Annotated in this window: 24 protein-coding genes and 1 pseudogene; 13 read left to right on the top strand and 12 right to left on the bottom strand. The window is 73.1% G+C overall.

All coding sequences use genetic code 11. The annotated features are described in order from the left end of the window. Nucleotides 1-82: 82 nt before the first annotated feature. Nucleotides 83-541 (top strand): ATP-binding protein, encoded by a 459-nt coding sequence (locus ABTZ58_RS21195; RefSeq protein WP_351358713.1) that lies wholly within the window; start codon nucleotides 83-85, stop codon nucleotides 539-541. A 6-nt stretch (nucleotides 542-547) separates the two neighbouring features. Here ABTZ58_RS21195 and ABTZ58_RS21190 read toward each other — a convergent pair. From ABTZ58_RS21190 to ABTZ58_RS21175, 4 genes and pseudogenes are all read right to left on the bottom strand, one after another. Next, nucleotides 548-1,078: pseudogene (locus ABTZ58_RS21190) on the bottom strand (DUF6328 family protein); the annotation flags it as partial. An 83-nt stretch (nucleotides 1,079-1,161) separates the two neighbouring features. After that, entirely contained in the window at nucleotides 1,162-1,635 is a 474-nt protein-coding gene (locus ABTZ58_RS21185; RefSeq protein ID WP_094054314.1) for a C40 family peptidase, read from the bottom strand. 552 nt (nucleotides 1,636-2,187) lie between these two features. Next, nucleotides 2,188-2,496 carry a hypothetical protein gene (locus tag ABTZ58_RS21180; protein WP_351358709.1) on the bottom strand — a complete coding sequence of 103 codons (309 nt, stop codon included), beginning with the start codon at nucleotides 2,494-2,496 and terminating at the stop codon, nucleotides 2,188-2,190. Between the two features lie 7 nt (nucleotides 2,497-2,503). After that, nucleotides 2,504-3,139: an ATP-dependent Clp protease proteolytic subunit gene (locus ABTZ58_RS21175; protein WP_351358706.1), complete on the bottom strand. Its 636-nt coding sequence runs from the start codon at nucleotides 3,137-3,139 to the stop codon at nucleotides 2,504-2,506. 95 nt (nucleotides 3,140-3,234) lie between these two features. Here ABTZ58_RS21175 and ABTZ58_RS21170 point away from each other — a divergent pair, with 95 nt between their 5' ends. Further along, on the top strand, nucleotides 3,235-3,522 hold the full coding sequence (locus ABTZ58_RS21170) for a type II toxin-antitoxin system Phd/YefM family antitoxin (protein WP_351358703.1): 288 nt from the start codon (nucleotides 3,235-3,237) through the stop codon (nucleotides 3,520-3,522). Nucleotides 3,523-3,625: 103 nt separating this feature from the next. Here ABTZ58_RS21170 and ABTZ58_RS21165 read toward each other — a convergent pair whose 3' ends face one another. Beyond that, on the bottom strand, nucleotides 3,626-4,621 hold the full coding sequence (locus ABTZ58_RS21165) for an ABC transporter permease (protein WP_351358700.1): 996 nt from the start codon (nucleotides 4,619-4,621) through the stop codon (nucleotides 3,626-3,628). Between the two features lie 137 nt (nucleotides 4,622-4,758). Between ABTZ58_RS21165 and ABTZ58_RS21160 the strand changes: the two genes are divergently transcribed. From ABTZ58_RS21160 to ABTZ58_RS21125, 8 genes are all read left to right on the top strand, one after another. Further along, nucleotides 4,759-5,406 (top strand): TetR/AcrR family transcriptional regulator, encoded by a 648-nt coding sequence (locus tag ABTZ58_RS21160; RefSeq protein WP_351358697.1) that lies wholly within the window; start codon nucleotides 4,759-4,761, stop codon nucleotides 5,404-5,406. Between the two features lie 113 nt (nucleotides 5,407-5,519). Then, nucleotides 5,520-5,822: an urease subunit gamma gene (locus ABTZ58_RS21155; RefSeq protein ID WP_010041087.1), complete on the top strand. Its 303-nt coding sequence runs from the start codon at nucleotides 5,520-5,522 to the stop codon at nucleotides 5,820-5,822. Between the two features lie 9 nt (nucleotides 5,823-5,831). Further along, nucleotides 5,832-6,143: an urease subunit beta gene (locus tag ABTZ58_RS21150; RefSeq protein ID WP_351358694.1), complete on the top strand. Its 312-nt coding sequence runs from the start codon at nucleotides 5,832-5,834 to the stop codon at nucleotides 6,141-6,143. Next, on the top strand, nucleotides 6,136-7,857 hold the full coding sequence (locus tag ABTZ58_RS21145) for an urease subunit alpha (RefSeq protein WP_351358691.1): 1,722 nt from the start codon (nucleotides 6,136-6,138) through the stop codon (nucleotides 7,855-7,857). The genes ABTZ58_RS21150 and ABTZ58_RS21145 overlap by 8 nt, the downstream gene beginning before the upstream one ends. A 13-nt stretch (nucleotides 7,858-7,870) precedes the next feature. After that, nucleotides 7,871-8,545, top strand: a complete 675-nt coding sequence (locus ABTZ58_RS21140; protein ID WP_351358688.1) for an urease accessory protein UreF — start codon at nucleotides 7,871-7,873, stop codon at nucleotides 8,543-8,545. A 206-nt stretch (nucleotides 8,546-8,751) separates the two neighbouring features. Then, nucleotides 8,752-9,435, top strand: a complete 684-nt coding sequence (gene ureG, locus ABTZ58_RS21135; protein ID WP_309096764.1) for an urease accessory protein UreG — start codon at nucleotides 8,752-8,754, stop codon at nucleotides 9,433-9,435. Next, nucleotides 9,432-10,190, top strand: a complete 759-nt coding sequence (locus ABTZ58_RS21130) for an urease accessory protein UreD (protein WP_351358684.1) — start codon at nucleotides 9,432-9,434, stop codon at nucleotides 10,188-10,190. Before ureG ends, ABTZ58_RS21130 begins: the two co-directional genes overlap by 4 nt. A gap of 130 nt (nucleotides 10,191-10,320) precedes the next feature. Beyond that, nucleotides 10,321-11,922 (top strand): alpha/beta hydrolase, encoded by a 1,602-nt coding sequence (locus ABTZ58_RS21125; RefSeq protein WP_351358681.1) that lies wholly within the window; start codon nucleotides 10,321-10,323, stop codon nucleotides 11,920-11,922. Nucleotides 11,923-11,973: 51 nt separating this feature from the next. On the opposite strand, the gene ABTZ58_RS21120 is transcribed toward ABTZ58_RS21125, so the two are convergent. Together ABTZ58_RS21120 and ABTZ58_RS21115 are read right to left on the bottom strand one after the other, a co-directional pair. After that, on the bottom strand, nucleotides 11,974-12,999 hold the full coding sequence (locus ABTZ58_RS21120) for an NAD-dependent epimerase/dehydratase family protein (RefSeq protein ID WP_351358678.1): 1,026 nt from the start codon (nucleotides 12,997-12,999) through the stop codon (nucleotides 11,974-11,976). Nucleotides 13,000-13,057: 58 nt separating this feature from the next. Beyond that, nucleotides 13,058-13,774 carry a lysophospholipid acyltransferase family protein gene (locus tag ABTZ58_RS21115; RefSeq protein WP_351358675.1) on the bottom strand — a complete coding sequence of 239 codons (717 nt, stop codon included), beginning with the start codon at nucleotides 13,772-13,774 and terminating at the stop codon, nucleotides 13,058-13,060. 318 nt (nucleotides 13,775-14,092) lie between these two features. On the opposite strand from ABTZ58_RS21115, the gene ABTZ58_RS21110 reads away from it, so the two are divergent. Then, a complete protein-coding gene (locus ABTZ58_RS21110) occupies nucleotides 14,093-14,548 on the top strand; it encodes an RpiB/LacA/LacB family sugar-phosphate isomerase (protein WP_351358672.1) in 456 nt (151 codons plus the stop codon). Between the two features lie 3 nt (nucleotides 14,549-14,551). Here ABTZ58_RS21110 and ABTZ58_RS21105 read toward each other — a convergent pair whose 3' ends face one another. From ABTZ58_RS21105 to ABTZ58_RS21085, 5 genes are all read right to left on the bottom strand, one after another. Then, complete coding sequence (locus ABTZ58_RS21105) at nucleotides 14,552-15,790, bottom strand: PP2C family protein-serine/threonine phosphatase (RefSeq protein ID WP_351358669.1); 1,239 nt, start codon at nucleotides 15,788-15,790, stop codon at nucleotides 14,552-14,554. Between the two features lie 67 nt (nucleotides 15,791-15,857). Then, a complete protein-coding gene (locus ABTZ58_RS21100) occupies nucleotides 15,858-18,317 on the bottom strand; it encodes a SpoIIE family protein phosphatase (RefSeq protein WP_351358667.1) in 2,460 nt (819 codons plus the stop codon). Between the two features lie 144 nt (nucleotides 18,318-18,461). Beyond that, nucleotides 18,462-19,715 carry an ornithine--oxo-acid transaminase gene (gene rocD, locus ABTZ58_RS21095; protein WP_351358664.1) on the bottom strand — a complete coding sequence of 418 codons (1,254 nt, stop codon included), beginning with the start codon at nucleotides 19,713-19,715 and terminating at the stop codon, nucleotides 18,462-18,464. Further along, nucleotides 19,712-20,542 carry a dimethylargininase gene (gene ddaH, locus ABTZ58_RS21090; protein ID WP_351358661.1) on the bottom strand — a complete coding sequence of 277 codons (831 nt, stop codon included), beginning with the start codon at nucleotides 20,540-20,542 and terminating at the stop codon, nucleotides 19,712-19,714. Before ddaH ends, rocD begins: the two co-directional genes overlap by 4 nt. 156 nt (nucleotides 20,543-20,698) lie before the next feature. Beyond that, entirely contained in the window at nucleotides 20,699-21,187 is a 489-nt protein-coding gene (locus ABTZ58_RS21085; RefSeq protein WP_351358658.1) for an Lrp/AsnC family transcriptional regulator, read from the bottom strand. Between the two features lie 56 nt (nucleotides 21,188-21,243). Here ABTZ58_RS21085 and ABTZ58_RS21080 point away from each other — a divergent pair, with 56 nt between their 5' ends. Beyond that, the gene (locus ABTZ58_RS21080) at nucleotides 21,244-21,993 is read left to right on the top strand and encodes a LytR/AlgR family response regulator transcription factor (RefSeq protein WP_351358655.1); all 750 of its coding nucleotides are present in this window, start codon (nucleotides 21,244-21,246) and stop codon (nucleotides 21,991-21,993) included. A 2-nt stretch (nucleotides 21,994-21,995) separates the two neighbouring features. Beyond that, on the top strand, nucleotides 21,996-22,355 hold the full coding sequence (locus tag ABTZ58_RS21075) for a hypothetical protein (RefSeq protein ID WP_351359022.1): 360 nt from the start codon (nucleotides 21,996-21,998) through the stop codon (nucleotides 22,353-22,355).

The following is a 22,355-nucleotide window of genomic DNA, read 5'->3' as shown; positions in this document are numbered from 1 at the left end:
GACGAAGCACCAGTCCGGGACCGTACTCGAACCATCCGCTCCGTGTCGGACCGCGGTCCCGTGGGAAAGGGACGACGTCGCCATGGCAGACCATCTGGAAGCATCCGTCACTCTGCCGAGCGATCCGGCCTCGGTCGCGGCGGCACGTGCCTACGTGGTGGGCACGCTCGCGGAGTGGGGGCTGCCGGCGGGCACGGAGGTGTCCGACACCATCCGGCTCATCATCTCCGAACTCGCCACCAACGCCGTCCAGCACACCTTCGGGCAGTCGCCCACCTTCACCGTTGACCTCGCGCTCGACCGCGACGAGCGGCTGCGCATCGGCGTCACGGACAGCCATCCGCGCTTCCCCAGACGGCTCCCCGCCGCCGTCCAGCAGGACAACGGCCGCGGCCTGGTCATCATCCGGTGGCTGACCGCCGAGTGCGGCGGCCGGTTCAGGATCCGCCCCACGCGCGAGGGCGGCAAGACCATCTCGATCGAACTGCCGTGGGCCATCCCCGCCCAGCCCGTGACGACGGCCGTCCAGCGGGAGCCCTAGCCGCCCTCACCGGTGCCGTGCCGAGGCCTCCCGGCGTGGTGCCGCGCCGTACGGCTCGGACGGCCGCCCGACGGTGTGCCGCAGCGGTGCGGGGACCCTCGTACCGTCCCGGGACGGCGTCCCCGGGCTCTCGGACGCCGAGGTCCCGCTGTCCTCCTCGCGCGGTCCCGCCCGCCGCACCAGCCGGGGGAGCAGCCCCCACGGACCGACGCAGGCCAGAAACGTTCCTGCGCTCGCGGCGGCGCCGCCGGCCCGGCCCGTGGTCACATCGACCACCAGCAGCACCGGACCGCTGAACGCGAACACCAGCACCACAAGACCGGCGGTGGCCAGCTTCGAGGAGACCCGCACGATGCGCGGCTTGGCGCCCCGCTGGAACAGGGAGCGGTGCAGCGCGGCCGTCGCGGTGAACGGCGCCGCGGCCAGGACCGCCAGCAGCAGCGTGATGACGTAGGTGACGCGCTGGGACGGGCCGAGGTCCTCGAAGCGCGAGGTGAAGGCGAGCGACAGCAGGAACGCGAAAAGGATCTGCACGCCCGGGGGGACGGGTGCCCGTGCATGCCCGTGTCACGCTCCGGCGTGCGGCGGCGCGTCAGGGACGCCGCCGCACGCCGGAGGGATCACTTCACGCGCCCGTACCAGACGCTCTTGGTCCAGATCTTCTGGAGCCGCACCACGTCCCCGCTCTTCGGGGAGTGCCAGAGCTTGTTCTTACCCGCGTAGATACCCACGTGGTAGACGCTGCTGCCCGAGTGGAAGAACACCAGGTCCCCCGCCTTGCGGTTCTTGGCGGAGATGTGGCGCGTCTTGTTGTACTGCTGGGCGGCCGTGCGCGGGAGCTTCTTGCCGGCCTTCTTGAACGCGTAGAGCGTCAGCCCCGAGCAGTCGAACCGGTGCGGTCCGGTGGCCCCGTACTTGTAGGGCGAACCCTTCTTGGAGGCCGCTATCTGGAGTGCCTTCGTCGCCGGCGTGGCTGCCGCCGCTTCGGACGAGAAGCCGGGCGCCACGATCGAGCCGCCCACGGCGGCGATGGTGAGGGCCGAGGCCGTGCCGGCCCGGACCATCAGCGACGGGACACGATTGAGCGCAGTCATGCGCAACCCTTCGTCAGCCGCCTGTGAAGGATGACCTGTCGGATTCGGGCTGGCGAAGTTGCCCGGCCGCTGACGCGGCTTCACCCCAAGGGCTGCTCGGACCCGGTCATGGCGTGACCGTCCCGGCGACCCGTCGTGCTTGGGTCCTCCACTCCTGCCGATCCACTCCTGTCGACCGGTCATCCGGGCGGCGGCAGGACTCGGCGTCCGCCCGGATCGCCCCGCCGCTGTGGCGGGGGCTTGTCGTCAGACAGGGATCTTGGCGCATGGATGTCCTGAAATCCCAACGGAACCGGGGATTTGTGTTGTTACTCACCACTCACCCGTTCGGGTGGACACGTCAGTGTTCGAGCCGTCGTCCACGGCTGCGCGGACGGCCGGACCAGCGATGGAACGCCCCATTGCGCCCCATGACCCCGCGCGTTGCGCAACCGCGGGGGGTCAAAAAAAGGATCCGTGTCTACTCCGAACAGGGGTACGTCGTTCGGTCCGTTTCGACTCAGGCCCGGACGCTCCGCCGACCGCACGGGCACCCGGGCCGTCGGAATCGCCTCAACTCGCGGACTGTGGCGGCAGCGTGACCCGCGCCGTGCGCCGCTCGCCGTCCAGGACCCGCAGCGCCCGGGCCAGCGTGCCGGCGTGCAGCTCCGTCTCGCCCCGCTGGTGCATCACGGTCAGGGCGTCGCGCAGCGCGGTCGCCTTGCCGACCAGGGCCTGGGCGGCGCGCAGTCCGCGGTAGGTGTCGCCGTGCAGCGCCGGGTTGATCCGGCCGAGCAGGTCGACGACGTCCAGGTAGCGGTCGATCAACTCCGCCTCGGCGCGCGTCAGGGCGGGCAGCGGCGGCAGTTCGTCGGGCAGCACGGGCGGTTCACCGTCCCGTCGGCACGGCCGGGCGGACCTCGCGGTCGGGCATGATCCGGTCCACCAGGCCGTACTCCACCGCCTCCTGGGCGGTGAGGATCCTCTCCCGCTCGATGTCCGCGCTCACCTGCTCCAGGGTGCGGCCGGTGTGGCGGGCGAGCAGCTCCTCCATGCGGGTCCGCATGCGCGTCAGTTCGTCCGCCTGGATGGCCAGATCACCGGCCTGGCCCCTGACCGGCTCCGGCAGCGCGGGCTGACGGAGCACCATGCGGGCGTCCGTCAGTGTGAATCGCTTGCCGGGGGTGCCCGCCGCCAGCAGCACGGCGGCGACCGGGCCCGCCTGGCCCAGGCAGACCGTCTCGACGTCGCAGGAGACGTACTGCATCGTGTCGTGGATCGCCGTCATGGCGTGGAAGCTGCCGCCGGGCGAGTTGATGTACAGCGAGATGTCGCGGTCCGGTGCCCGGTGCTCCAGGTACATGAACTGGGCCAGCACGTCGTTCGCCGAGTTCTCGTCCACCGGCGCGCCCAGGAAGACGATCCGCTCCTCCAGGAGCTTGGAGTACGGATCCATCGTCCGTGGCCCGGCTCCCGTGCGTTCGGTGAACTCGGGCAGTACGTGACGGGCGGACGGTCGGGCCATGGCGAACCCCTCCTCGCGGGCCGGGCTGTCTCCGGCGACGACGACGCTTTCTCTGTAGAAAATGTACAGGACGTACGTACCGTTATGATGGGGACATGGCCTATGAGATTCCGGTGACGCAAGCCAGGGCTGAGCTCGCCGACCTGATCAACCGCGTGGTGTACGCCGGGGAACGTGTCGTCGTCACCCGCCACGGCAAGCCGCTCGTCGCCCTCGTCTCCGCCGATGACCTGCGGCGACTGGAGGAGGCGCGGGAGCTCGCGGAGCCGGCCGAGGAGCAGGTGATCAGTGCGGTGTCCACCGTCCGCGAGGTCGCGTCCGCCGCCGGCGAACGGCAGCGGTTCGGGATCGCGGCGGAGCACCGGGGTCCCGGCCCCGCCTAGCCGGCCCCGAGCAGGACCGTGCACCCCGTCCGCCGCGGGCCGGGGTGCACGGTCGTTCTGTCGCGCGGTCCGCTTCCGCGGCCGCCCGGTCGTGGGGCAGCGGCTAGCCGACGGCCGTCGGTTCCCGCGGGTCGGCCGCGGGCGCCCCGGCGCGCTTCCGTGAGCGGAGCGTGCCCCCGAGCAACACGGCACCCAGGCCCAGCGCCGCCCACCAGGCCAGTGTCAGGGCGGGCCCGGTGGCCGCCGCGCCGTCGAAGTACGACACCGAGCGCAGCAGGGTCGTGCCCGCGCCGGGCGGCAGCCACCGGCCGATCGCGCCGGCCGGCTCGGGCAGCATCTGCGGTGCGGACGAGGCGCCGGAGAAGGGGTTGCCGAGCAGCATCACCACGCCACCGGCGATTCCGATGCCGGCGGGGCCCATCAGCGCGGCGAGTCCGGCGACGGCACCGCTGACGGCCAGGGACGACAGTCCGAGCACGGCCGCCTCCGCCCACCAGCCGCCGGTGAGGACGCCGAGCCAGCTGTGCGCGATCCCGGCCGCGACCAGGCCGACCAGGGTGGAGGCGCCGAGCAGCGCCGCCACGGCCCGTGGCCCGCGCAGCCCCAGCAGGGTGACCACCGCGCCCGCCGCGATACCGGCCAGCGCGAGGGGCAGCACGGACGAGTTGAGCGCCGCGCCCCGCGGGTCGCTCTGTGGAGCGGGCACCACGTCGACCGTCCTGACCTGCGTGCCCTCCGCGACGGCCTGCCGGGTCACGGCCTGCTGGAGCAGCTGGGCCACGGCCGGACCCGCGGCGGACGCCGTGAGCAGCTCGGGCCCCTGAGGCGTGACCACGATCGCGCCGTACACCGCGCGGTCCTCGACGGCGTCCCGGGCGGCGGCCTCGCCGGTGTAGCGGTGGATCTCGAAGGCGCCCTCGTGCCCCTCCAGCTGCCGCTCCATCCGGTCCGCCGCGGCGGGCGGTCCGGCGACGCCCAGCGGCAGGTCGCGCGGCGCGGTGCGGGCGGCCGGCCAGGCGAAGGCCCACAGGGCGAGGGCGGCCAGGACGGGAACGAGGACGACGACGGCGATCAGCCGGCGGTCGGGGGTGTGGGACATGAGAGTCTCCTGCGAGCGGCGGACCGGCCGTGGCACGGTCGGCAGTAAAAAGAAGGATCGTTCGTTTTTGCTCTGGCATCACCGTGCTCCGCCGGTCGCGCCTTGTCAAGAATGAATATTCGTTTTACGTTGGGACCATGGCCCGCGTGTCCCAGGAACACCTCGACGCCCGCCGCCGCCAGATCCTCGACGGCGCCGCGGTCTGCTTCGCCCGCAACGGCTTCCACGCCACGTCGATGCAGGACGTGCTCAAGGAGGTCGGCCTCTCCGCCGGTGCGGTCTACCGCTACTTCAGCGGCAAGGAGGAACTGATCGCCGCGATCGTCAGCGAGGTGCTCGGCTCGGTCCGCGCCGCGTTCGAGGACGCGCTGCGGCAGAGCCCGCCCCCGCCGCCGGACGAACTCGTCGCGGCCGTCCTCGGCACGGTGCTCGGCGCCCGCGAGTCCCTGCTCCTCGACGGCAGGCCAGCCTTCCCGCGCCTCGTCATCCAGGTGTGGCCGGAGACCCTGCGCAACGAGGAACTGGCGGCCGTCCTGCGAGAGGGCTACGGCTCCGTCCGCGCGGCCTGGGCGAAGATCGTCGAGGATTACCAGCGGGCCGGGATGATGCGCCCGGACGTCGAGCCGGACCACGTGGCCCGCACGATGATCGCCGCCGTACTCGGGTTCATCGCCCAGCAGTCCCTCTTCGGGCCCGCCCCGGTCGAGGTCCTCCGCGACGGTCTGCGGGCCCTGATGAGCATGCCGGGCGACCACGCCCCGGCCGAGCGGTCACAGCTTGGTTAACGTGCCCGAAACGCGGTCCAACTAGCCTGCCGCTCCACGCCACCTGGCACTTTGCCCCGTGGCCGCGGCATCCGGGCCCCGCACGGTCCGGAGCGAGGACTGTGAGGTGGGACGTGCAGCTGACCCCGCACGAACAAGAGCGACTGCTGATTCACGTGGCGGCGGACGTGGCCGAGAAGCGCCGGGCCCGCGGCCTGCGGCTCAACCACCCCGAGGCGGTCGCCCTCATCACGTCGCACATCCTCGAAGGCGCACGCGACGGCCGTACCGTCGCCGAACTCATGTCCTCCGGACGCACGCTGCTCACCCGGGACGACGTCATGGAGGGCGTCCCGGAGATGATCCACGACGTCCAGGTCGAGGCCACCTTCCCGGACGGCACCAAGCTCGTCACCGTCCACGAGCCGATCGTCTGAGGGGCTCCGATGATTCCCGGAGAGATCCTCTTCGCCGACGAGCCGATCGCCTGCAACGAAGGCCGCGAGGTCACCCGGCTCACCGTCCTCAACGCTGCCGACCGGCCCGTTCAGGTCGGCTCCCACTACCACTTCGCCGAGGCCAACCCCGGTCTGGAGTTCGACCGTGCCGCGGCGCGCGGCAAGCGGCTGAACGTCGCCGCCGGTACGGCCGTGCGCTTCGAGCCGGGGATCCCCGTCGACGTCGAACTCGTCCCGCTCACCGGCGCCCGGGTCGTGCCCGGCCTGCGCGGGGAGACCGGAGGTGCCCTCGATGCCTGAGATCTCGCGTGCCGCGTACGCCGACCTGTTCGGCCCGACGACCGGCGACCGGATCCGGCTCGCCGACACCGACCTGCTCGTGGAGATCGAGGAGGATCGTTGCGGCGGTCCCGGGCGCGCCGGTGACGAGGCCGTGTTCGGCGGCGGCAAGGTCATCCGCGAGTCCATGGGCCAGTCGCGCGCCACGCGGGCGGAGGGCACCCCGGACACCGTCATCACCGGAGCGGTGATCATCGACCACTGGGGGATCGTCAAGGCCGACGTCGGCATCCGTGACGGGCGGATCACCGGCATCGGCAAGGCCGGCAACCCCGACACCATGGACGGCGTCCACCCGGACCTGGTCATCGGTCCGGAGACCGAGATCATCGCCGGCAACGGGCGGATCCTCACGGCCGGCGCGATCGACGCGCACGTCCACTTCATCTGCCCGCAGATCGCGGACGAGGCCCTGGCGTCGGGCATCACGACCCTGGTGGGCGGCGGCACCGGCCCGGCGGAGGGCTCCAAGGCGACGACCGTGACCCCCGGTCCCTGGCACCTGGCGCGGATGCTGGAGGCCATGGAGGCCTACCCGCTCAACATCGGCTTCCTCGGCAAGGGCAACACCGTCTCCCACGAGGCGATGCTGTCGCAGATCCGGGGCGGCGCGCTCGGGCTGAAGCTGCACGAGGACTGGGGCTCCACCCCGGCCGTCATCGACGCCTCGCTGACCGTCGCCGAGCGGACGGGCATCCAGGTCGCCATCCACACGGACACGCTGAACGAGGCCGGGTTCGTCGGCGACACGCTCGCCGCGATCGCCGGGCGGGGCATCCACGCCTACCACACCGAGGGCGCGGGCGGCGGGCACGCGCCGGACATCATCACCGTGGTCTCCGAGTCACACGTGCTGCCCAGCTCCACCAACCCGACGCGGCCCTTCACCGTCAACACCGCCGAGGAACACCTCGACATGCTGATGGTGTGTCACCACCTCAACCCGGCCGTGCCGGAGGACCTGGCGTTCGCCGAGTCCCGGATCCGGCCCTCCACCATCGGCGCGGAGGACGTGCTGCACGACCTCGGCGCGATCTCCATCATCTCCTCCGACTCGCAGGCGATGGGCCGCGTGGGCGAGGTCGTGCTGCGGACCTGGCAGACCGCCCACGTCATGAAGCGGCGGCGCGGCGCGCTGCCCGGCGACGGCCGGGCCGACAACCACCGGGTGCGCCGCTACGTCGCCAAGTACACGATCAACCCCGCGCTCGCGCAGGGCCTCGCCCGTGAGATCGGGTCGGTGGAGACCGGCAAGATGGCCGACGTGGTGCTGTGGGAGCCCGCGTTCTTCGGCGTGAAGCCGCATCTGGTCGTCAAGGGCGGGCAGATCGCGTACGCGCAGATGGGCGACGCGAACGCCTCGATCCCGACTCCGCAACCGGTCCTGCCGCGCCCGATGTACGGCGCGACCGGCCGGGCGCCCGCAGCCAACTCCGTCAACTTCGTCGCGCCCCTGGCCGTGGAGGACGGGCTGCCGGAGCGGCTGGGACTCGGCAAGCGGTTCGTGGCCATCGAGTCGACCCGCTCGGTCACCAAGGCCGACATGCGCGAGAACGACGCGCGGCCCGACGTGCGGGTCGATCCCGACAGCTTCGCCGTGCACATCGACGGTGAGCTCGTCGAGGCGACGCCCGCGGCCGAACTGCCCATGGCGCAGCGCTACTTCCTCTTCTGAAGGCGAGGTCCCGATGTCACGGGCGGCACTGCTCGTCCTGGCCGACGGCCGGTTCCCCGCCGGAGGGCACGCGCACTCCGGCGGGGCCGAGGAGGCCGTCAAGGCCGGGCGGATCAGCGGGGCGGCGAGCCTGGCGGACTTCTGCCGGGGGCGGCTGCACACGGCCGGGCTGGTGTCGGCGGCCCTCGCGGCGGCCGCGGCGCTCGGCATCGACCCCGTCACGCTGGACGGCGCGGCGGACGCCCGTACGCCCTCGCCCGCACTGCGGGCCGCCGCGCGCAAGCTGGGACGGCAGCTGATGCGGGCCGCCCGGGCGACCTGGCCGTCCGCCGAACTGGACGCACTGGGACGGGAGTTCCCCAAGGGCGCGCACCAGCCGGTGGTCCTCGGACTCACGGCGCGGGCGGCGGGCCTTGGGCCGGTGGACGCGGCGTACTGCGCGGCGTACGAGAGCGTGAGCGGGCCGGCCACGGCGACCGTGCGCTTGCTGAGCCTGGACCCCTTCGACGCGACGGGTGTGCTGGCCCGGCTGGCCCCCGAACTGGACCGGGTCGCGGACCGGGCGGTGGAGGCGGCCCGGCGGGTCGTCGACGAGGGGGCCGACGCGCTGCCCGCCGGTTCCGCGCCGCTGCTGGAGATCGGAGCGGAGCTGCATGCGGGGTGGCCCGTACGGCTGTTCGCCTCGTAGCCGCCCTCCGAACGCCGTGCGGACCGCCCCCGCTGGGACGCGGGGAACTGCCCGACCAGCCCCCACCCACCCGCACCCCGGCACCCAGACCCCACCCACCCGCACCCCGGCACCCAGCCCCCACTCACCCGCACCCCGGCACCCAGACCCCGCCACCCCATACCCAGTCGCCCGCAGTCCCGGGCCCGCCCCACCAGGAGGCGCACATGCACCTCGACCACGACCACGACGGCCCCACTGCGGTGAGCGCCGACGCCCGCCGCCCCGACGGCAGCCGCCGCGCCCTGCGGATCGGGCTCGGCGGTCCCGTCGGCTCGGGGAAGACCGCCACCGTCGCCGCGCTCTGCCGGGCGCTGCGCGACGAGCTGGCGCTCGCCGTCGTCACCAACGACATCTACACGCGGGAGGACGCCGAGTTCCTGCTCCGGGAGGCCGTGCTGCCGCCCGAGCGGATCACCGCCGTCGAGACGGGGGCCTGCCCGCACACCGCGATCCGGGACGACATCTCCGCGAACCTGGAGGCGGTGGAGGACCTGGAGGACGCGGTCGGGCCGCTGGACCTGGTGCTCGTGGAGTCCGGCGGGGACAACCTCACCGCCACCTTCTCCAAAGGGCTCGTCGACGCGCAGATCTTCGTCATCGACGTGGCCGGGGGCGACGACATCCCGCGCAAGGGCGGGCCCGGCGTGACCACCGCCGACCTGCTCGTGGTGAACAAGACCGACCTCGCCCCGTACGTCGGCTCCGACCTGGCGCGCATGGCGGCCGACGCCAAGGCGCAGCGCGCCGAACTGCCGGTGGTCTTCCAGTCGCTGCGCGGCGGTGCCGGGGTCGCCGACGTGGCCGCGTGGGTGCGGGGGCGGCTCGCCGCGTGGACGGCGGGAGCGTGAACGCGGCCGGGGTGCGGTCCCTGGCGCGGATCGTCGCCCGGGACGACGGCCGGGGCGGGACCGCGCTGCCCGTGCTGGCGAGCGACGGACCGCTGGCGCTGCGGCGCACCCGCGCCACCGGCGCCGGCGCACGGGTCATGCTGGTCGGCGCGATGAGCGGCCCGCTCGGCGGCGACCACTTCGCGGTGCGGGGCCGGGTCGAGCAAGGCGCACGGCTGACCGTCGGATCGGCCGCCGCCACCATCGCGCTGCCCGGCCAGACCAAGGGCGAGGCCCGCTACGACGTCGCCCTCGACGTCGCCGACCACGCCGAACTGCACTGGCTGCCCGAGCAGCTGATCTCCGCGCAGGGCAGTGACCTGTACGTCACGACCCGGGTCGAGCTCGCCGCGACGGCCCGGCTCGTGCTGCGCGAGGAGCAGGTCCTGGGGCGGGCCGGTGAGCGACCCGGACGCCTCACGAGCCGGCTGACCGTGCGGGTGGCCGGGCGGCTCGTGCTCGACCAGGAACTGGCCTGCGGGCCCGGCGCACCGGGCGGCTGGGACGGACCGGCGGTCCTCGCCGGGCACCGCGCGATGGGGCAAATCATAGTGGTTCGTCCCGAGTTCGCCACCGAACCGGTGGACAGCGTGATGCTGGGCCCGGGAGCGGCACTCATGCCGCTCGCGGGCCCAGCCGCCCTGGTCACGGCGGTGGCCCCGGACGCCCTGAGGCTGCGGCGGCTGCTCGACGAGACCCTCGCGACCCTCGGGTAGCCGTCCGCCCAGCAGAAGCGGTGCTCCGTTTATCGGATTGGCAAAGAAGGGCGTCCGCCCCTGTTGCCGGGGACCTCGCAACGGCGAGGATCGCCCGTACTGACCGCAACTCTGTACGGGGAGGTCCCACTTGAGGGGTACGAGACCGAAGAGGCGGGTGGCGGCGCTCGGCTCGGCCGGCGCGCTCGTCACGGCCACGCTGATAGCCGGCGCCGTCGCGGCGCCCACGGCGAACGCGAGCGCGGGCAGCGGCCCCGGCCAGGACCGCGAGGCCCGGGGCGCCGCCATCGCCGCCGACCGGGCCGCGGCGGCCGGCATCGACTGGCAGGACTGCCCCGCCGACTGGAACCTGGCCAAGCCGATCCAGTGCGGGTACGTCACCGTGCCGCTCGACTACGCCAAGCCGTACGGCAGGCAGATCAAGCTCGCCGTCGACCGCATCGGCAACACGGGCACGAAGGACGAGCGGCAGGGCGCGCTCATCTACAACCCCGGCGGCCCCGGCGGCTCCGGACTCCGCTTCCCGGCCCGGGTCACCAGCAAGAACCCGATTTGGGCCAACGCGGCCAAGGCGTACGACTTCGTGGGCTTCGACCCGCGCGGCGTCGGCAGGTCCACGCCGATCTCCTGCGTCGACCCGCAGGAGTTCGTCAAGGCGCCCAAGATGGACCCGGTGCCCGACTCCGAGGCCGACAAGCTCGCCCAGCGCAAGCTGGCCCGCGAGTACGCCGAGGGGTGCGAGGAGCGCAGCGGCTGGATGCTGCCGCACATGACCACGCCGAACACCGCGCGCGACCTCGACGTCATCCGCGCCGCCCTCGGCGAGAAGAAGCTCAACTACCTAGGCGTCTCCTACGGCACCTACCTCGGCGCCGTCTACGGCACGCTCTTCCCCGGCCACGTGCGCCGCATGGTCGTCGACAGCGTCGTCAACCCCTCCCGCGAGAAAATCTGGTACCAGGCCAACCTGGACCAGGACGTCGCCTTCGAGGGCCGCTGGAAGGACTGGCAGGACTGGGTCGCGAAGAACGACGCGACCTACCACCTCGGTGACACCCGCGCCGAGGTCCAGCAGCAGTGGCTGAAGCTGCGCGCCACCGCCAAGAAGAGCCCCATCGGCGGGGTCGTCGGCCCGGCCGAGCTGATCTCCTTCTTCCAGGGCGCCCCGTACTACGACTCCTCGTGGGCGCCGGTCGCCTCGGTCTTCAGCAAGTACGTCGCCGGGGACACCCAGGCGCTCGTCGACGCCGCAGCCCCCGATCTGTCGGACACCGCGGGCAACGCCGCCTCCGAGAACGGCAACGCCGTGTACACGGCCGTGGAGTGCGCCGACGCCAAGTGGCCCACCAGCTGGCGGAAGTGGGACCGCGACAACACGCGGCTCCACCAGGAATATCCGTTCCTGACCTGGGCCAACGCCTGGATGAACCTCCCGTGCGCCACCTGGCCGGTCAAGCAGCAGACGCCGCTGAACGTGAAGACCGGCAAGGGCCTGCCGCCGGTGCTGATCGTGCAGTCCGAGCGTGACGCGGCCACCCCGTACGAGGGTGCCGTCGAACTGCACCAGCGGTTCAAGGGCTCACGCCTGATCACCGAGAAGGACGCCGGCTCCCACGGCGTCACCGGCCTGACCAACCCGTGCGTGAACACCCGGGTCGACGCGTACCTGCTCACCGGCAAGCTGGACGGCGCGGACGTGACCTGCGCGCCGCACGCCACGCCGAAGCCGTAGCGGCACGGCGGACGGTGACGTGGGGCGGCCGGAGATCCGGCCGCCCCACGCTCATGCCGCGAACCAGGCGTCCTCCGCCGCGTAGTCGAACAGCTCGGGATACGCCCGCGCCAGCACGGGGAAAGCGTCCCGCCAGTCGCGGCCGGACAGGCGCCGGGTCAGCCACTCCACCGTCTCCGGCAGGCTCCGCGCGTAGGACACCACCGGCCGGTAGCCCAGCTCCCGTTCCGCGGCGGACATGTCGCACACCACCGGGTACGGAACGGACCAGGGCGTCCGGCCCACCGACGCCGACGGCTCCGGCCCGTCGAGCGGCACCGTCTCGGCCTCGGCCCCCATCACCGCGTCGACGGCCGCGCCGATCTCGGCCACCGTGGGGGCTTGCGGATCACAGGCGTTGAGCACCCGGGAACCGGGACGGGCCGCGGCCAGCCGCACCAGCTCGGCGACGTTCCGGGCGGCCGCCGGGTGGAACCGGCTGCTACCGCCGTACGCCAGCACCCTCCTGCGCCGGCCGTCGAGGTTCCGCTTCACGAAGTACAGCTCGCGGGGGAGCGGGCTGTGCGGTCCGTGTACCGCGCCCGCGCGCAGCAGGGTCGTCGGCAACCGGTCGCCCGCCGCGAGCAGTTCACGCTCCACCGCCGCCTTGCGCGTGCTGTAGGTGGCGTCCGAGGCGGGCACCGTCGGCTGGTGCTCGGGGATCGGCACCGGATACTCGGGGAACCCGCCGGGCTCGCCCATGGTGTCGAAGCCGCGGCCCATGCCGTCCTCGTACACCGACGCCGTGGACACGACCACCGCCGAGCCGATGCGGCCGGCCAGGGCCGTCAACTGCCGTGCGTGCCGGGCCTCGTAGGCCACGATGTCGACCACCAGGTCGCAGCCGTCGCCGATCAGCGCGTCCAGGGCCGCGTCGTCCTCGCGGTCCAGCCGCTCGGCCCGGACCTCCCCTGGCCAGTCCGGGTCCCGGCCGCCGCCACGCGAGGCGGCCGTCACCGCCCAGCCGTCCCGGGCCAGTGCCGCCACCGCCGGCCGGCCGATCTGCCCGCCGGCCCCGATCACCACCGCACGTCTCATGCCGCGACCGTAGGGCGCCGTGGACCGGCCGGGAAGCGGGTTCTGCCCACGGCAGAGGTCAACCCCGCGGGGCCCGCCGGAGCTTGCGCTGCCTGGCCGCGGTCTCCTCGGCCTTCACGTCGGCCGCGTACCGGTCCACGTACTCCTGCTCGGACAGCGACAGGATCGCGTACATGATCTCGTCGGTGATGGCGCGCAGGACGGCCTTCTCGTTCTCCATGCCCTCGTAGCGGGAGAAGTCGAGGGGCTCGCCGAAGCGGATCGCGACCGGGTGGATGTTGGGGATGACCTTGCCGGGCGGCTGGGCCTCGAACGTGCCGATCATCGCGCAGGGCACGACCGGGACACCGGCCTTGAGGGCCATCACCGCGACACCGACCTTGCCCTTGTAGAGGCGGCCGTCGTGCGAGCGGGTGCCCTCGGGGTAGATGCCGAGCAACTCGTCCTTGCTCAGCACGCCGAGACCCTCGCGGATGGCCGCCTGGCCCGCGTCCTTGCCGGACCGGTCGACCGGGATCTGCCCCGCGCTGCGGAAGAAGAAGGCCGTCAGGCGGCCTTTGACGCCCGGGCCGGTGAAGTACTCGGCCTTCGCGAGGAAGGTGATGCGCCGCTTGAGGATCGCGGGCATCAGGAAGTGGTCCGAGAATGACAGGTGATTGCCGGCGATGATCGCGGCGCCCTCCGCCGGCACGTGCTCCAGGCCCTCGATCCGAGGCCGGAAGACCAGTCTCAGCAGCGGACCCAGCAGCACGTATTTCAGCAGGTAGTAGAACAAAGCGGGCGCTCCTCGACTCTGGCGGTGGGCTCAACCGCCGCGTTCCAGCAGGTCAACCGGCATGTCGTGGGGTGCCAGTGTAGGTGCAGGGGCAGTCACCGGGCACCTCGTCGGCAGGACCGCCCGGATCCTTCACGCTTTGACTGATGGTCAGTCAGGCGGGCTGGGGCCGGTGGTGCACCTGCGGCCGGGAGCATCGCGGGACCAGCGTGCTGCTCCGCACGGGAACCGGCAAGCCGGACGCAGGGCATGGGCGGGGTAGCGGGGGTACCTGTCCGGCCACTGATTCTTGCGGCCCAGCCGAGTAGTCTGCGAACCATGCGGATCTCTGTTTCCTCGGACATGGACGAGCCGGTCGCCCGCTCCCTCGTGGCAGCGCTGCGCGACCGGGGGCACGAGGTGCGCCCGCACGGCGCGCTGCGCCCCGGCGACGACCCGCAGTGGGCGGTGTGCTCCGAGGCCGCGGCCCGCGAGGTCGCCGACGGGACGGCCGACCAGGCCGTGGTGTGCTGCTGGACCGGCACGGGCGCCTCCATCGCCGCCAACAAGGTCCCCGGCGTCCGGGCGGCCCTGTGCACGGACGCCTACACGGCCGACGGGGCCCGCCGCTGGAACGACGCGAACGTGCTCGCGCTCAGTCTGCGGCTGACGTCCGAGCCGCTGCTGAAGGAGATCCTCGACGCCTGGTTCGGGGCAGTGCCCAGCACGGACGCCGAGGACCGGCAGAACGTGGACCGGGTGCGCCTGCTCGACCACGGCAAGACCCGGATGTGACGGTCACAGCCGGACGATGACCAGCGCCGCGTCGTCCGTGGTGCCGCCGGACGGCAGCAGCTCCAGCAGGACGGTGTCGGCGAGCGTCTCGGGGTCCTGGTCGCGGTGGCGGCGCAGGGCGCCGGCGAGCCGGGCCAGCCCCGCGTCGATGTCCTCACGGCGTCGCTCGATCAGCCCGTCGGTGTACAGCACCAGCGTCGTGCCCGGCGTGAACCCGGTCTCCGCCTGGGGCCGCGGGATCGGATCGGGCCGGGCGTCGAGCGGTGTGTCGGTGGCCCGGTCGAGGAAGCGCGTGCGCCCGTCGGGGTGGACCAGCACGGGCGGGGGGTGGCCGGCGCTGCTGTAGGTGATGGTGCGCCGGTCGAAGTCGATGAAGGTCGTCACCGCCGTCGCCGACTCGGCGCCGTCGACCACATGCGCGTAGCGCCCGAGCACGTCCAGCGCCTGGGCCGGGCCCGCGGCGACCCGGGAGGCCGCGCTGAGCGCGCTGCGCAGCTGCCCCATGACGCCGGCCGCCGCCAGCCCGTGCCCGACCACGTCGCCCACGGACACGCCGATCCGGTGCCCGCCGACCAGGTCGACCAGGTCGTACCAGTCCCCGCAGATGTTGAGCGCGCCCACGGCCGGGCGGTAGCGGACGGCGGCCCGGTGGTGGCGGCTGACCTGGCGCCGGGCGGGCAGCATCGCCTCCTGCAGCGCCAGCGCCACCTCCCGCTCCCGGGAGTGCGCCTGCCGCAACCGCTCGTTGAGCTCCTGGAGCTCACGGGCGCGGGTGTACAGCTCCGCCTCCAGCACCCGCGCGCGGCCGTTCCGGCCCCCGGCGCGGCCCCGGGCGCGGATCAGCTCCGTGACCTCCTCGACGCGGTGCACGATCAGCACCACCTTCCCGTCGGGGCCCAGCACCGGCGCGTTCACCGGGCTCCAGTAGCGCTCCTCCCACTCCCCGGGGCGGCCCGGGTCCTCGACGTCGTAGCGCTGCAGCGCCATGGCGTCGCGCTCGCCGGTGGCCAGGACCCGGTACAGCGACGCCTCCAGGTTGCGCATGCCGGTCGCGGCCGGGTCGTTGGGGTTGTCGGGGAAGACGTCGAAGACATGACGGCCGACCAGCTGCTCGCGCAAGCGGCCGGAGCCCCGGACGAACTCCTCGTTGACGTCCGCGTACACCAGCTCGGGCGTCAGGAGCGCCACCATGCCGGGCAGGGACTGGAACACCGCCGCGTAGTCGATCGCCGCATCCGTCATGGCCGCCGCCTCACCGCTGCCTGAATCACACCAGTCTCGCACGGTATGGGAGGACGTCACCCGGGCATCATTCCGGGACGGGCCTCAGCGGCTGCTCGGCCCAGATGATCTTTCCGTCGGGGATGAAGCGCGTGCCCCACCGCTGGGTGAGCTGGGAGACCAGCAGCAGCCCGCGCCCGCCCTCGTCCGTCGTGCGGGGATGGCGCAGATGGGGCGCGGTGGCGCCGCTGTCGAAGACCTCGCACACCAGGGCGCGCTCCCGGACGAGCCGGAGCCTGATGGGCCCGGTGGTGTACCGGATGGCGTTGGTGACCAGCTCGCTGACCACCAGTTCCGTGGTGAAGACCAGCTCGTCCAGGCCCCAGTGCGCCAGTTGCCGGGTGGTCGTGCGGCGGGCCTCGGCGACCACGGCCGGGTCGGGGGGCAGTTCCCAGGCCGCCACCTGCCCGGTGCCGAGACGTTTCGTCCGGGCCATCAGCAGGGCCACGTCGTCGTACGGACGGGCCGGCACCAGGGCGTCGACCACGGTCCGGCAGTACGTGTCGAGCGGTCCCGCCTGTTCCAGCGCCCGGCGCAGCCGCTCCCGGCCGGCGTCGACGGCCCAGGTCTCGCCGCGGGCCAGCAGCCCGTCGGTGTGCAGGGCCAGCGTGCTGCCCTCCGGGAGGGTCAGCTCGACCGCCTCGAAGGGCGGGCCGCCCACGCCGAGCGCCGGGCCCTGCGGGAGATCGACGAACGTGACCGAACCGTCGGGCCGCACGACCGCCGGGGCCGGCTGGCCCGCCGTGGCCATCGCACAGCCGCCGTCGACCGGGTCGTACACGGCGTACAGGCATCCGGCGCCCACCGATCGCCCGCCGCCGGCGCCCGCCGCCCCGGGTTCGGCCCCCTCCTCCCGCGCCGACCGCGCCACCAGGTCGTCCAGGTGCGCCAGCACCTCCTCGGGCGGCAGATCCAGCGCGGCCAGGGTCCGCACGGCGGTCCGCAGCTGCCCCATGGCCGCCGCGGCGTCGATGCCGTGCCCGGGCACCTCGCCCACGACGAGCGCGACCCGCGCCCCGGACAGCGGGATGAGGTCGTACCAGTCGCCGCCCAGCCCGGTCAGCTCGTCCGCCGGCCGGTAGCACGCGGCCACCTCGACGGCGTCCTGCTCGGGCAGCCGGTGGGGGAGCAGACTGCGCTGCAGGACGAGCGCGGCGTCGCGCTCGCGCGTGTAGCGGTGGGCGTTGTCCAGGCAGACGGCCGCGCGGGCGACGAGGTCCTCCGCAAGGCGCAAATCCTCCGCGTCGAAGGGCTCCCGGTGGGTGCGCCGGTAGAAGCCGGTGACGCCCAGGGTGGTGCCGCGCGACCGGATCGGCACGGTCATCACGCTGTGCAGGCCCAGTTCCCGGAAGGAGGCCCGGCGGCCGCCCGGAGCGTTGGTCGTCCAGTCCCGGGCCGAAGGGTCGAGTCGCTCCGCGCGCCAGGACCGGCCCGAGGTCAGGCACCGCACCGGCGGCGAGTCGGCCGGATAGGTCGCCACGTCACCGACCGGGACGACCACCGCCGGCGGGTCGTCGTCCGCAAAGCGGTGGCCCGCGCGGCGCAGCGCCACCGGCTCCGCCGTGTCCGGCAGCGGCCCGGGCGCCAGCTCGCCGCCGCCCAGCACCGTCTCCAGCAGGTCCACGGAGACGAAGTCGGCCAGTCCCGGCACCGCCACGTCGGCCAGCTCCTGCGCGGTGCGCATCAGGTCCAGGCTCCGGCCGATGTTCTCGCCGGCCCGGTCGAGCAGCGCCAGCCGCTGTCGCGCGCGGTGCCGCTCGGTCATGTCCACGACCGTGTAGTAGACGCCTATGGGGTTGCCCCGCTCGTCCTCCAGGCGCGTGAAGGACAGCATGTGCGCCGTCTCGCGCAGCGGCGCCGACCGCACATGCCCCACGTGTTCGTAGCCGACGATCGGCTCGCCCGTCTCCAGTACCTGCCGCATCTGCGCCTCGACCGCCTGCGCGTCCAGGCCCGGCTGCACGTCCGCGAACCGCAGACCGAGCCGGCGCGGGGCCGGTCCGCCGCCGAACTGCTCCAGGGCGGGGTTGGACCACACGAACCGCAGGTCGGTGTCCACGATCGCGATCCCGACCGGCGCGTCGGCGACCATCCGCTCCAGCACCGCACGGCTCATGTCCCAGCCGGGTGCGTCGGCCAGCTCCGACAGCAGCACCAGCCAGCGGGAGCCGCCGTGCGCCTCCTCGGCCGGGACGATCCGGGCCGCGACCCGCACCGGCCGACCCTCCTTGTGGCGGGCCGTCAGCAACCCGCGCCAGCCGCCGTGCCTGCGGCACCGCTCGACCAGGTCCGGCACCCGCTGCGCGTCCTCGGCGACCAGCAGGTCGGCGAGTTTCCGGCCCACCGCCTCGCCGGCCCGGTACGCCAGCAGGCGCCGGGCGTCGTCGGTCCAGCCCGTCACCACGCCCTGCGGATCGAGCAGCAGGGGCGCCGCGTCGGCCACGTCGAACCGCTGCCGGGCAGTGCCGTACTCCTCGTCTGCGCCCACGGCCGACCTCTCTGTCGCTGAGAGTGGTCTACCACCTCTTGCCCCCATCTTCACCCTTCCGGGGAAAGGGGGCGGCTTGTGCAGGGCCGGTCGGGGAGGCGTGGGCCGGGCAGCCGCCCGCCCGGCCCGCGGTCTGCGGCCCGCCTAACCGAGGACCTTCTCCACGGCCCCGAGCGCCCCCTGGAGCTCCTCGCCGGTGATGGTCAGCGGCGGTGCCAGGCGGATCGTCGAGCCGTGGGTGTCCTTCACCAGGACCCCCTCGCCCATGAGGCGCTCACTGATCTCGCGCCCGGTGCCGAGCGCGGGGTCGATGTCGACGCCCGCCCACAGGCCGCGCGCGCGGAAGCCGACCACGCCCCTGCCCACCAGTCGGGCCAGGCCCTCGCGCAGGATCACGCCCAGGTCGGCCGCCCGGCGCTGGAACTCGCCGGTCTCCAGCAGTCCGACCACCGCCGTGCCGACCGCGGCCGCCAGCGGGTTGCCGCCGAAGGTCGAGCCGTGCTCGCCCGGGTGCAGCACCCCGAGCACCTCCCGGCGCCCGACCACCGCCGACACCGGCACGATGCCGCCGCCCAGCGCCTTGCCCAGCAGCACCACGTCCGGCACCACCGACTCGTGCTCGACCGCCAGCGTGCTGCCCGTCCGGCCGAGCCCGGACTGGATCTCGTCCGCCACGAACAGACAGCCCTTGCGGCGGGTCAGCTCGCGCACGCCGGCCAGATAGCCGTCGTCCGGGACGATCACCCCGGCCTCGCCCTGGATCGGCTCGATCAGCACCGCCGCCGTCGTCTCGTCGACCGCCGCCTCCAGCGCGGCCAGGTCGTTGTACGGCACGATCCGGAAGCCCGGGGTGAAGGGCCCGAAGCCGGTCCGCGCGGTCTCGTCCGTGGAGAAGCTGACGATCGTCGTCGTCCGGCCGTGGAAGTTGTCCGCGGCCACCACGATCGTGGCCCGGTCCGCCGGCACGCCCTTGACGTCGTAGGCCCACTTGCGAGCCACCTTCACACCGCTCTCCACCGCCTCCGCGCCGGTGTTCATCGGCAGCACCATGTCCTGCCCGGTGAGCGCGGCCAGCCGCTCGGCGAACTCCGCGAGCCGGTCGTTGTGGAAGGCCCGCGAGGTCAGGGTCAGCCGGTCCAGCTGACGGTGGGCCGCCTCGACCAGCGCCGGGTGCCGGTGGCCGAAGTTGAGGGCGGAGTAGCCGGCCAGCATGTCGAGGTAGCGGCGGCCCTCCACGTCCTCCACCCAGGTGCCCTCGGCGCGGGCGACGACCACGGGCAGCGGGTGGTAGTTGTGCGCGAGGACCGGTTCCTCCGCGCGGATGAGCTCCTCGGAGCCGCGGCCGCCCCGCGGGCCGGGGGTGTCCTGGGGGCCACGGGTGGTGACGGGTGCGGTCATGAGCGGATCTCCCGGATCTCCTGGGTGCAGCACTTGATGCCGCCCCCGGCCTTGTGGAACTCGGACAGGTCGACGGGGACGGGGACGTAGCCGCGGTCGGCCAGCTGCCCGGCCAGGCCCGTCGCCCCGGGTGAGATGAAGACGTGGCGCCCGTCGGAGACGGAGTTGAGCCCGAACGCCATCGCGTCCTCGCGGGTGGCGAGCAGCGCGTCCGGGTACAGCCGGGCCAGCACCTCGCGGCTGCCCGGCGAGAACGCCTCGGGGTAGTAGGCGATGTTCCCGTCGTGCTCGTCGTCGAGGACGAAAAGGGCCGTGTCCAGGTGGTAGAAGTACGGATCCACCAGCGTCAGGCCGATCACCGGCACCCCGAAGTACTCCTGGACCTCGCTGTGCGCCTGCCGGGTCGTGCGGAAGCCCGTCCCGGCGAGGATCCAGCGCCCGGCCGGGACCAGATCGCCCTCGCCCTCGCAGACCGACTCGGGGTGGTAGACCTCGTAGCCCTCCGTCTTGAACCACGCCTCGTAGGGCACGGACTCGGGCCGGCGCTCGGGCGCGTGGAAGAGCGAGCCGAAGACGCGGCCGTCGACCACGACCGCCGCGTTCGCGGCGAAGACCATGTCGGGCAGGCCGGGAACGGGTTTCACGCTGTCCACGGTATGGCCGTGGGCACGGTAGGTGTCGACCAGCGCCTGCCACTGGTCCAGGGCCCGGAGCACGTCGACGGGTTCGTCGGGGCGCATCCAGGGGTTGATCGCGTACTGCACGGCGAAGTGTCTGGGTTCGCAGACGAGGTAGCGCCGCCGGCGCGGCACACGGGAGTCGGGCACGAAGGGGTCCCTCCGCTTCCTCACGGTGTGTGACTGATGGTTGACACAACGGTAGGAAGCGACAGGGGGAGCCGACAAGAAACAAAGCTTGCGCGTCCACGCAGGAACGCTGCGTCTTCCGGTCGGCCGGCGCACGTCCGCTGCGCCACTCGGGCGCTACTGGGGCGCCGGGTGGCTGGCCCCGGCCTCCGGACTATCCGGCAGCAGATGGGACAGCACCATCACGCTGATCGTCTTCCGGATGAACGGTTCCTGCCGGATCCGCTCCAGCACCTCCTCGAAGTGCTCCACGTCCCGCGCCCGCACGTGCAGCAGCGCGTCCGCGCCGCCGGTCACCGTCATCGCCGCGGCGATCTCCGGGTAGTCGCGCACCACCTCGGCCAGCCGCCGCGGCGGAGCGGCGCCCTCGCAGTACACCTCGACGTAGGCCTCCGTGCGCCAGCCCAGCGCCGACGGCTTCACCGTCGCCGTGAACCCGGTGATCACGCCCGTCTCCCGCAGCCGGTCGACCCGCCGCTTGACCGCCGTGGCCGACAGCCCGATCGCCGTGCCGATCTCCGCGAACGACGTCCGGGCGTTCGCCATCAAGGCGGTGACGATCTTCCGGTCGAGCTCGTCGAACGCCGTGGACGGCCTGCTGTTCATGCGGGCACTGTATCCACGTGTCCGGACAGCGGGGATCGCCCCTACACTCCGACTTCATGCTGCGCGCCCTGGCTGTCGACGACGAACGCCCCTCGCTCGAGGAACTGCTCTACCTGCTGCAGGCCGATCCCCGCATCGGCAGCGCGGAGGGCGCCGGCGACGCGACCGAGGCACTGCGCCGCATCAACCGCGCCCTGGAGTCCGGCCCGGGCGGGCCCGAGGCCATCGACGTCGTCTTCCTCGACATCCAGATGCCAGGCCTCGACGGCCTCGACCTGGCCCGGCTGCTCACCGGCTTCGCCCGCCCGCCGCTCGTCGTGTTCGTCACCGCCCACGAGGATTTCGCCGTCCAGGCCTTCGACCTCAAGGCCGTCGACTACGTCCTCAAGCCCGTCCGCAAGGAACGCCTCGCCGAAGCCGTCCGCCGGGCCGCCGAGCTGCGCGGCGCCACGCCCCGCATCCCCGTGAGCGAACCCGACCCGGACCACATACCCGTCGAGCTCGGCGGCGTGACCCGCTTCGTCGCCGTCGAGGACATCACCCACGTCGAGGCCCAGGGCGACTACGCCCGCCTGCACACCGACAAGGGCAGCCACCTGGTCCGCATCCCGCTGTCCACCCTGGAGGAGCGCTGGCGCTCGCGCGGCTTCGTCCGCATCCACCGCCGCCACCTCGTCGCCCTGCGCCACATCGGCGAACTCCGCCTCGACGCCGGCACCGTGAGCGTCCTCGTCGGCTCCGAGGAACTCCAGGTCAGTCGGCGTCACACCCGCGAACTGCGCGAGCTGCTCATGAGGAGGACGTGACGGTGCCCCAGGACCACACCGAACGCCGCGTCGTCGTCACCGGCCCGCCCCGGCGGATCCGCAGGACGTCGAGTTACTACCGCCCGCGCACCGAGATCGACGAGCAGACCACCCTCGGCCACACCTACGTCCGCTCCCTGATGCGCACCCAGCTGCGCGCCGCCCTCATCGTCTTCGCGGTCCTCGGCCTGCTCGTCGGCCCGCTGCCGCTGCTCTTCGCCGCCCTGCCCGACGCCCGCCGCCTGGAGTGGGCCGTCCTCGGCTTCGGCCTCTACCTCCCGCTGGTCCTGCTCGCCCGCTGGTACGTCCGCCGCGCCGAGCGCAACGAGCGCGACTTCGTCCGCCTCGTCGAGGACCGCTGA

This window comes from Streptomyces sp. NPDC094143, from assembly GCF_040303825.1.
Lineage (GTDB): Bacteria > Actinomycetota > Actinomycetes > Streptomycetales > Streptomycetaceae > Streptomyces.
The sequence above is the reverse complement of the archived record's forward strand: the minus strand, read 5'-3'. Positions and strand labels throughout refer to the sequence as shown.

What these genes read in the sequence shown, in the direction of transcription:
- ABTZ58_RS21120 (WP_351358678.1), bottom strand. Translation starts at nt 12,999, where the DNA reads ATGAGACGTGCGGTGGTGATCGGGGCCGGCGGGCAGATCGGCCGGCCG.
- ABTZ58_RS21195 (WP_351358713.1), top strand. Translation starts at nt 83, where the DNA reads ATGGCAGACCATCTGGAAGCATCCGTCACTCTGCCGAGCGATCCGGCC.
- ABTZ58_RS21175 (WP_351358706.1), bottom strand. Translation starts at nt 3,139, where the DNA reads ATGGCCCGACCGTCCGCCCGTCACGTACTGCCCGAGTTCACCGAACGC.
- ABTZ58_RS21105 (WP_351358669.1), bottom strand. Translation starts at nt 15,790, where the DNA reads ATGACGGATGCGGCGATCGACTACGCGGCGGTGTTCCAGTCCCTGCCC.
- ABTZ58_RS21140 (WP_351358688.1), top strand. Translation starts at nt 7,871, where the DNA reads ATGTCACGGGCGGCACTGCTCGTCCTGGCCGACGGCCGGTTCCCCGCC.
- ureG (WP_309096764.1), top strand. Translation starts at nt 8,752, where the DNA reads ATGCACCTCGACCACGACCACGACGGCCCCACTGCGGTGAGCGCCGAC.
- ABTZ58_RS21145 (WP_351358691.1), top strand. Translation starts at nt 6,136, where the DNA reads ATGCCTGAGATCTCGCGTGCCGCGTACGCCGACCTGTTCGGCCCGACG.
- ABTZ58_RS21160 (WP_351358697.1), top strand. Translation starts at nt 4,759, where the DNA reads ATGGCCCGCGTGTCCCAGGAACACCTCGACGCCCGCCGCCGCCAGATC.
- ABTZ58_RS21170 (WP_351358703.1), top strand. Translation starts at nt 3,235, where the DNA reads ATGGCCTATGAGATTCCGGTGACGCAAGCCAGGGCTGAGCTCGCCGAC.
- rocD (WP_351358664.1), bottom strand. Translation starts at nt 19,715, where the DNA reads ATGACCGCACCCGTCACCACCCGTGGCCCCCAGGACACCCCCGGCCCG.
- ABTZ58_RS21150 (WP_351358694.1), top strand. Translation starts at nt 5,832, where the DNA reads ATGATTCCCGGAGAGATCCTCTTCGCCGACGAGCCGATCGCCTGCAAC.
- ABTZ58_RS21080 (WP_351358655.1), top strand. Translation starts at nt 21,244, where the DNA reads ATGCTGCGCGCCCTGGCTGTCGACGACGAACGCCCCTCGCTCGAGGAA.
- ABTZ58_RS21165 (WP_351358700.1), bottom strand. Translation starts at nt 4,621, where the DNA reads ATGTCCCACACCCCCGACCGCCGGCTGATCGCCGTCGTCGTCCTCGTT.
- ABTZ58_RS21110 (WP_351358672.1), top strand. Translation starts at nt 14,093, where the DNA reads ATGCGGATCTCTGTTTCCTCGGACATGGACGAGCCGGTCGCCCGCTCC.
- ABTZ58_RS21185 (WP_094054314.1), bottom strand. Translation starts at nt 1,635, where the DNA reads ATGACTGCGCTCAATCGTGTCCCGTCGCTGATGGTCCGGGCCGGCACG.
- ABTZ58_RS21085 (WP_351358658.1), bottom strand. Translation starts at nt 21,187, where the DNA reads ATGAACAGCAGGCCGTCCACGGCGTTCGACGAGCTCGACCGGAAGATC.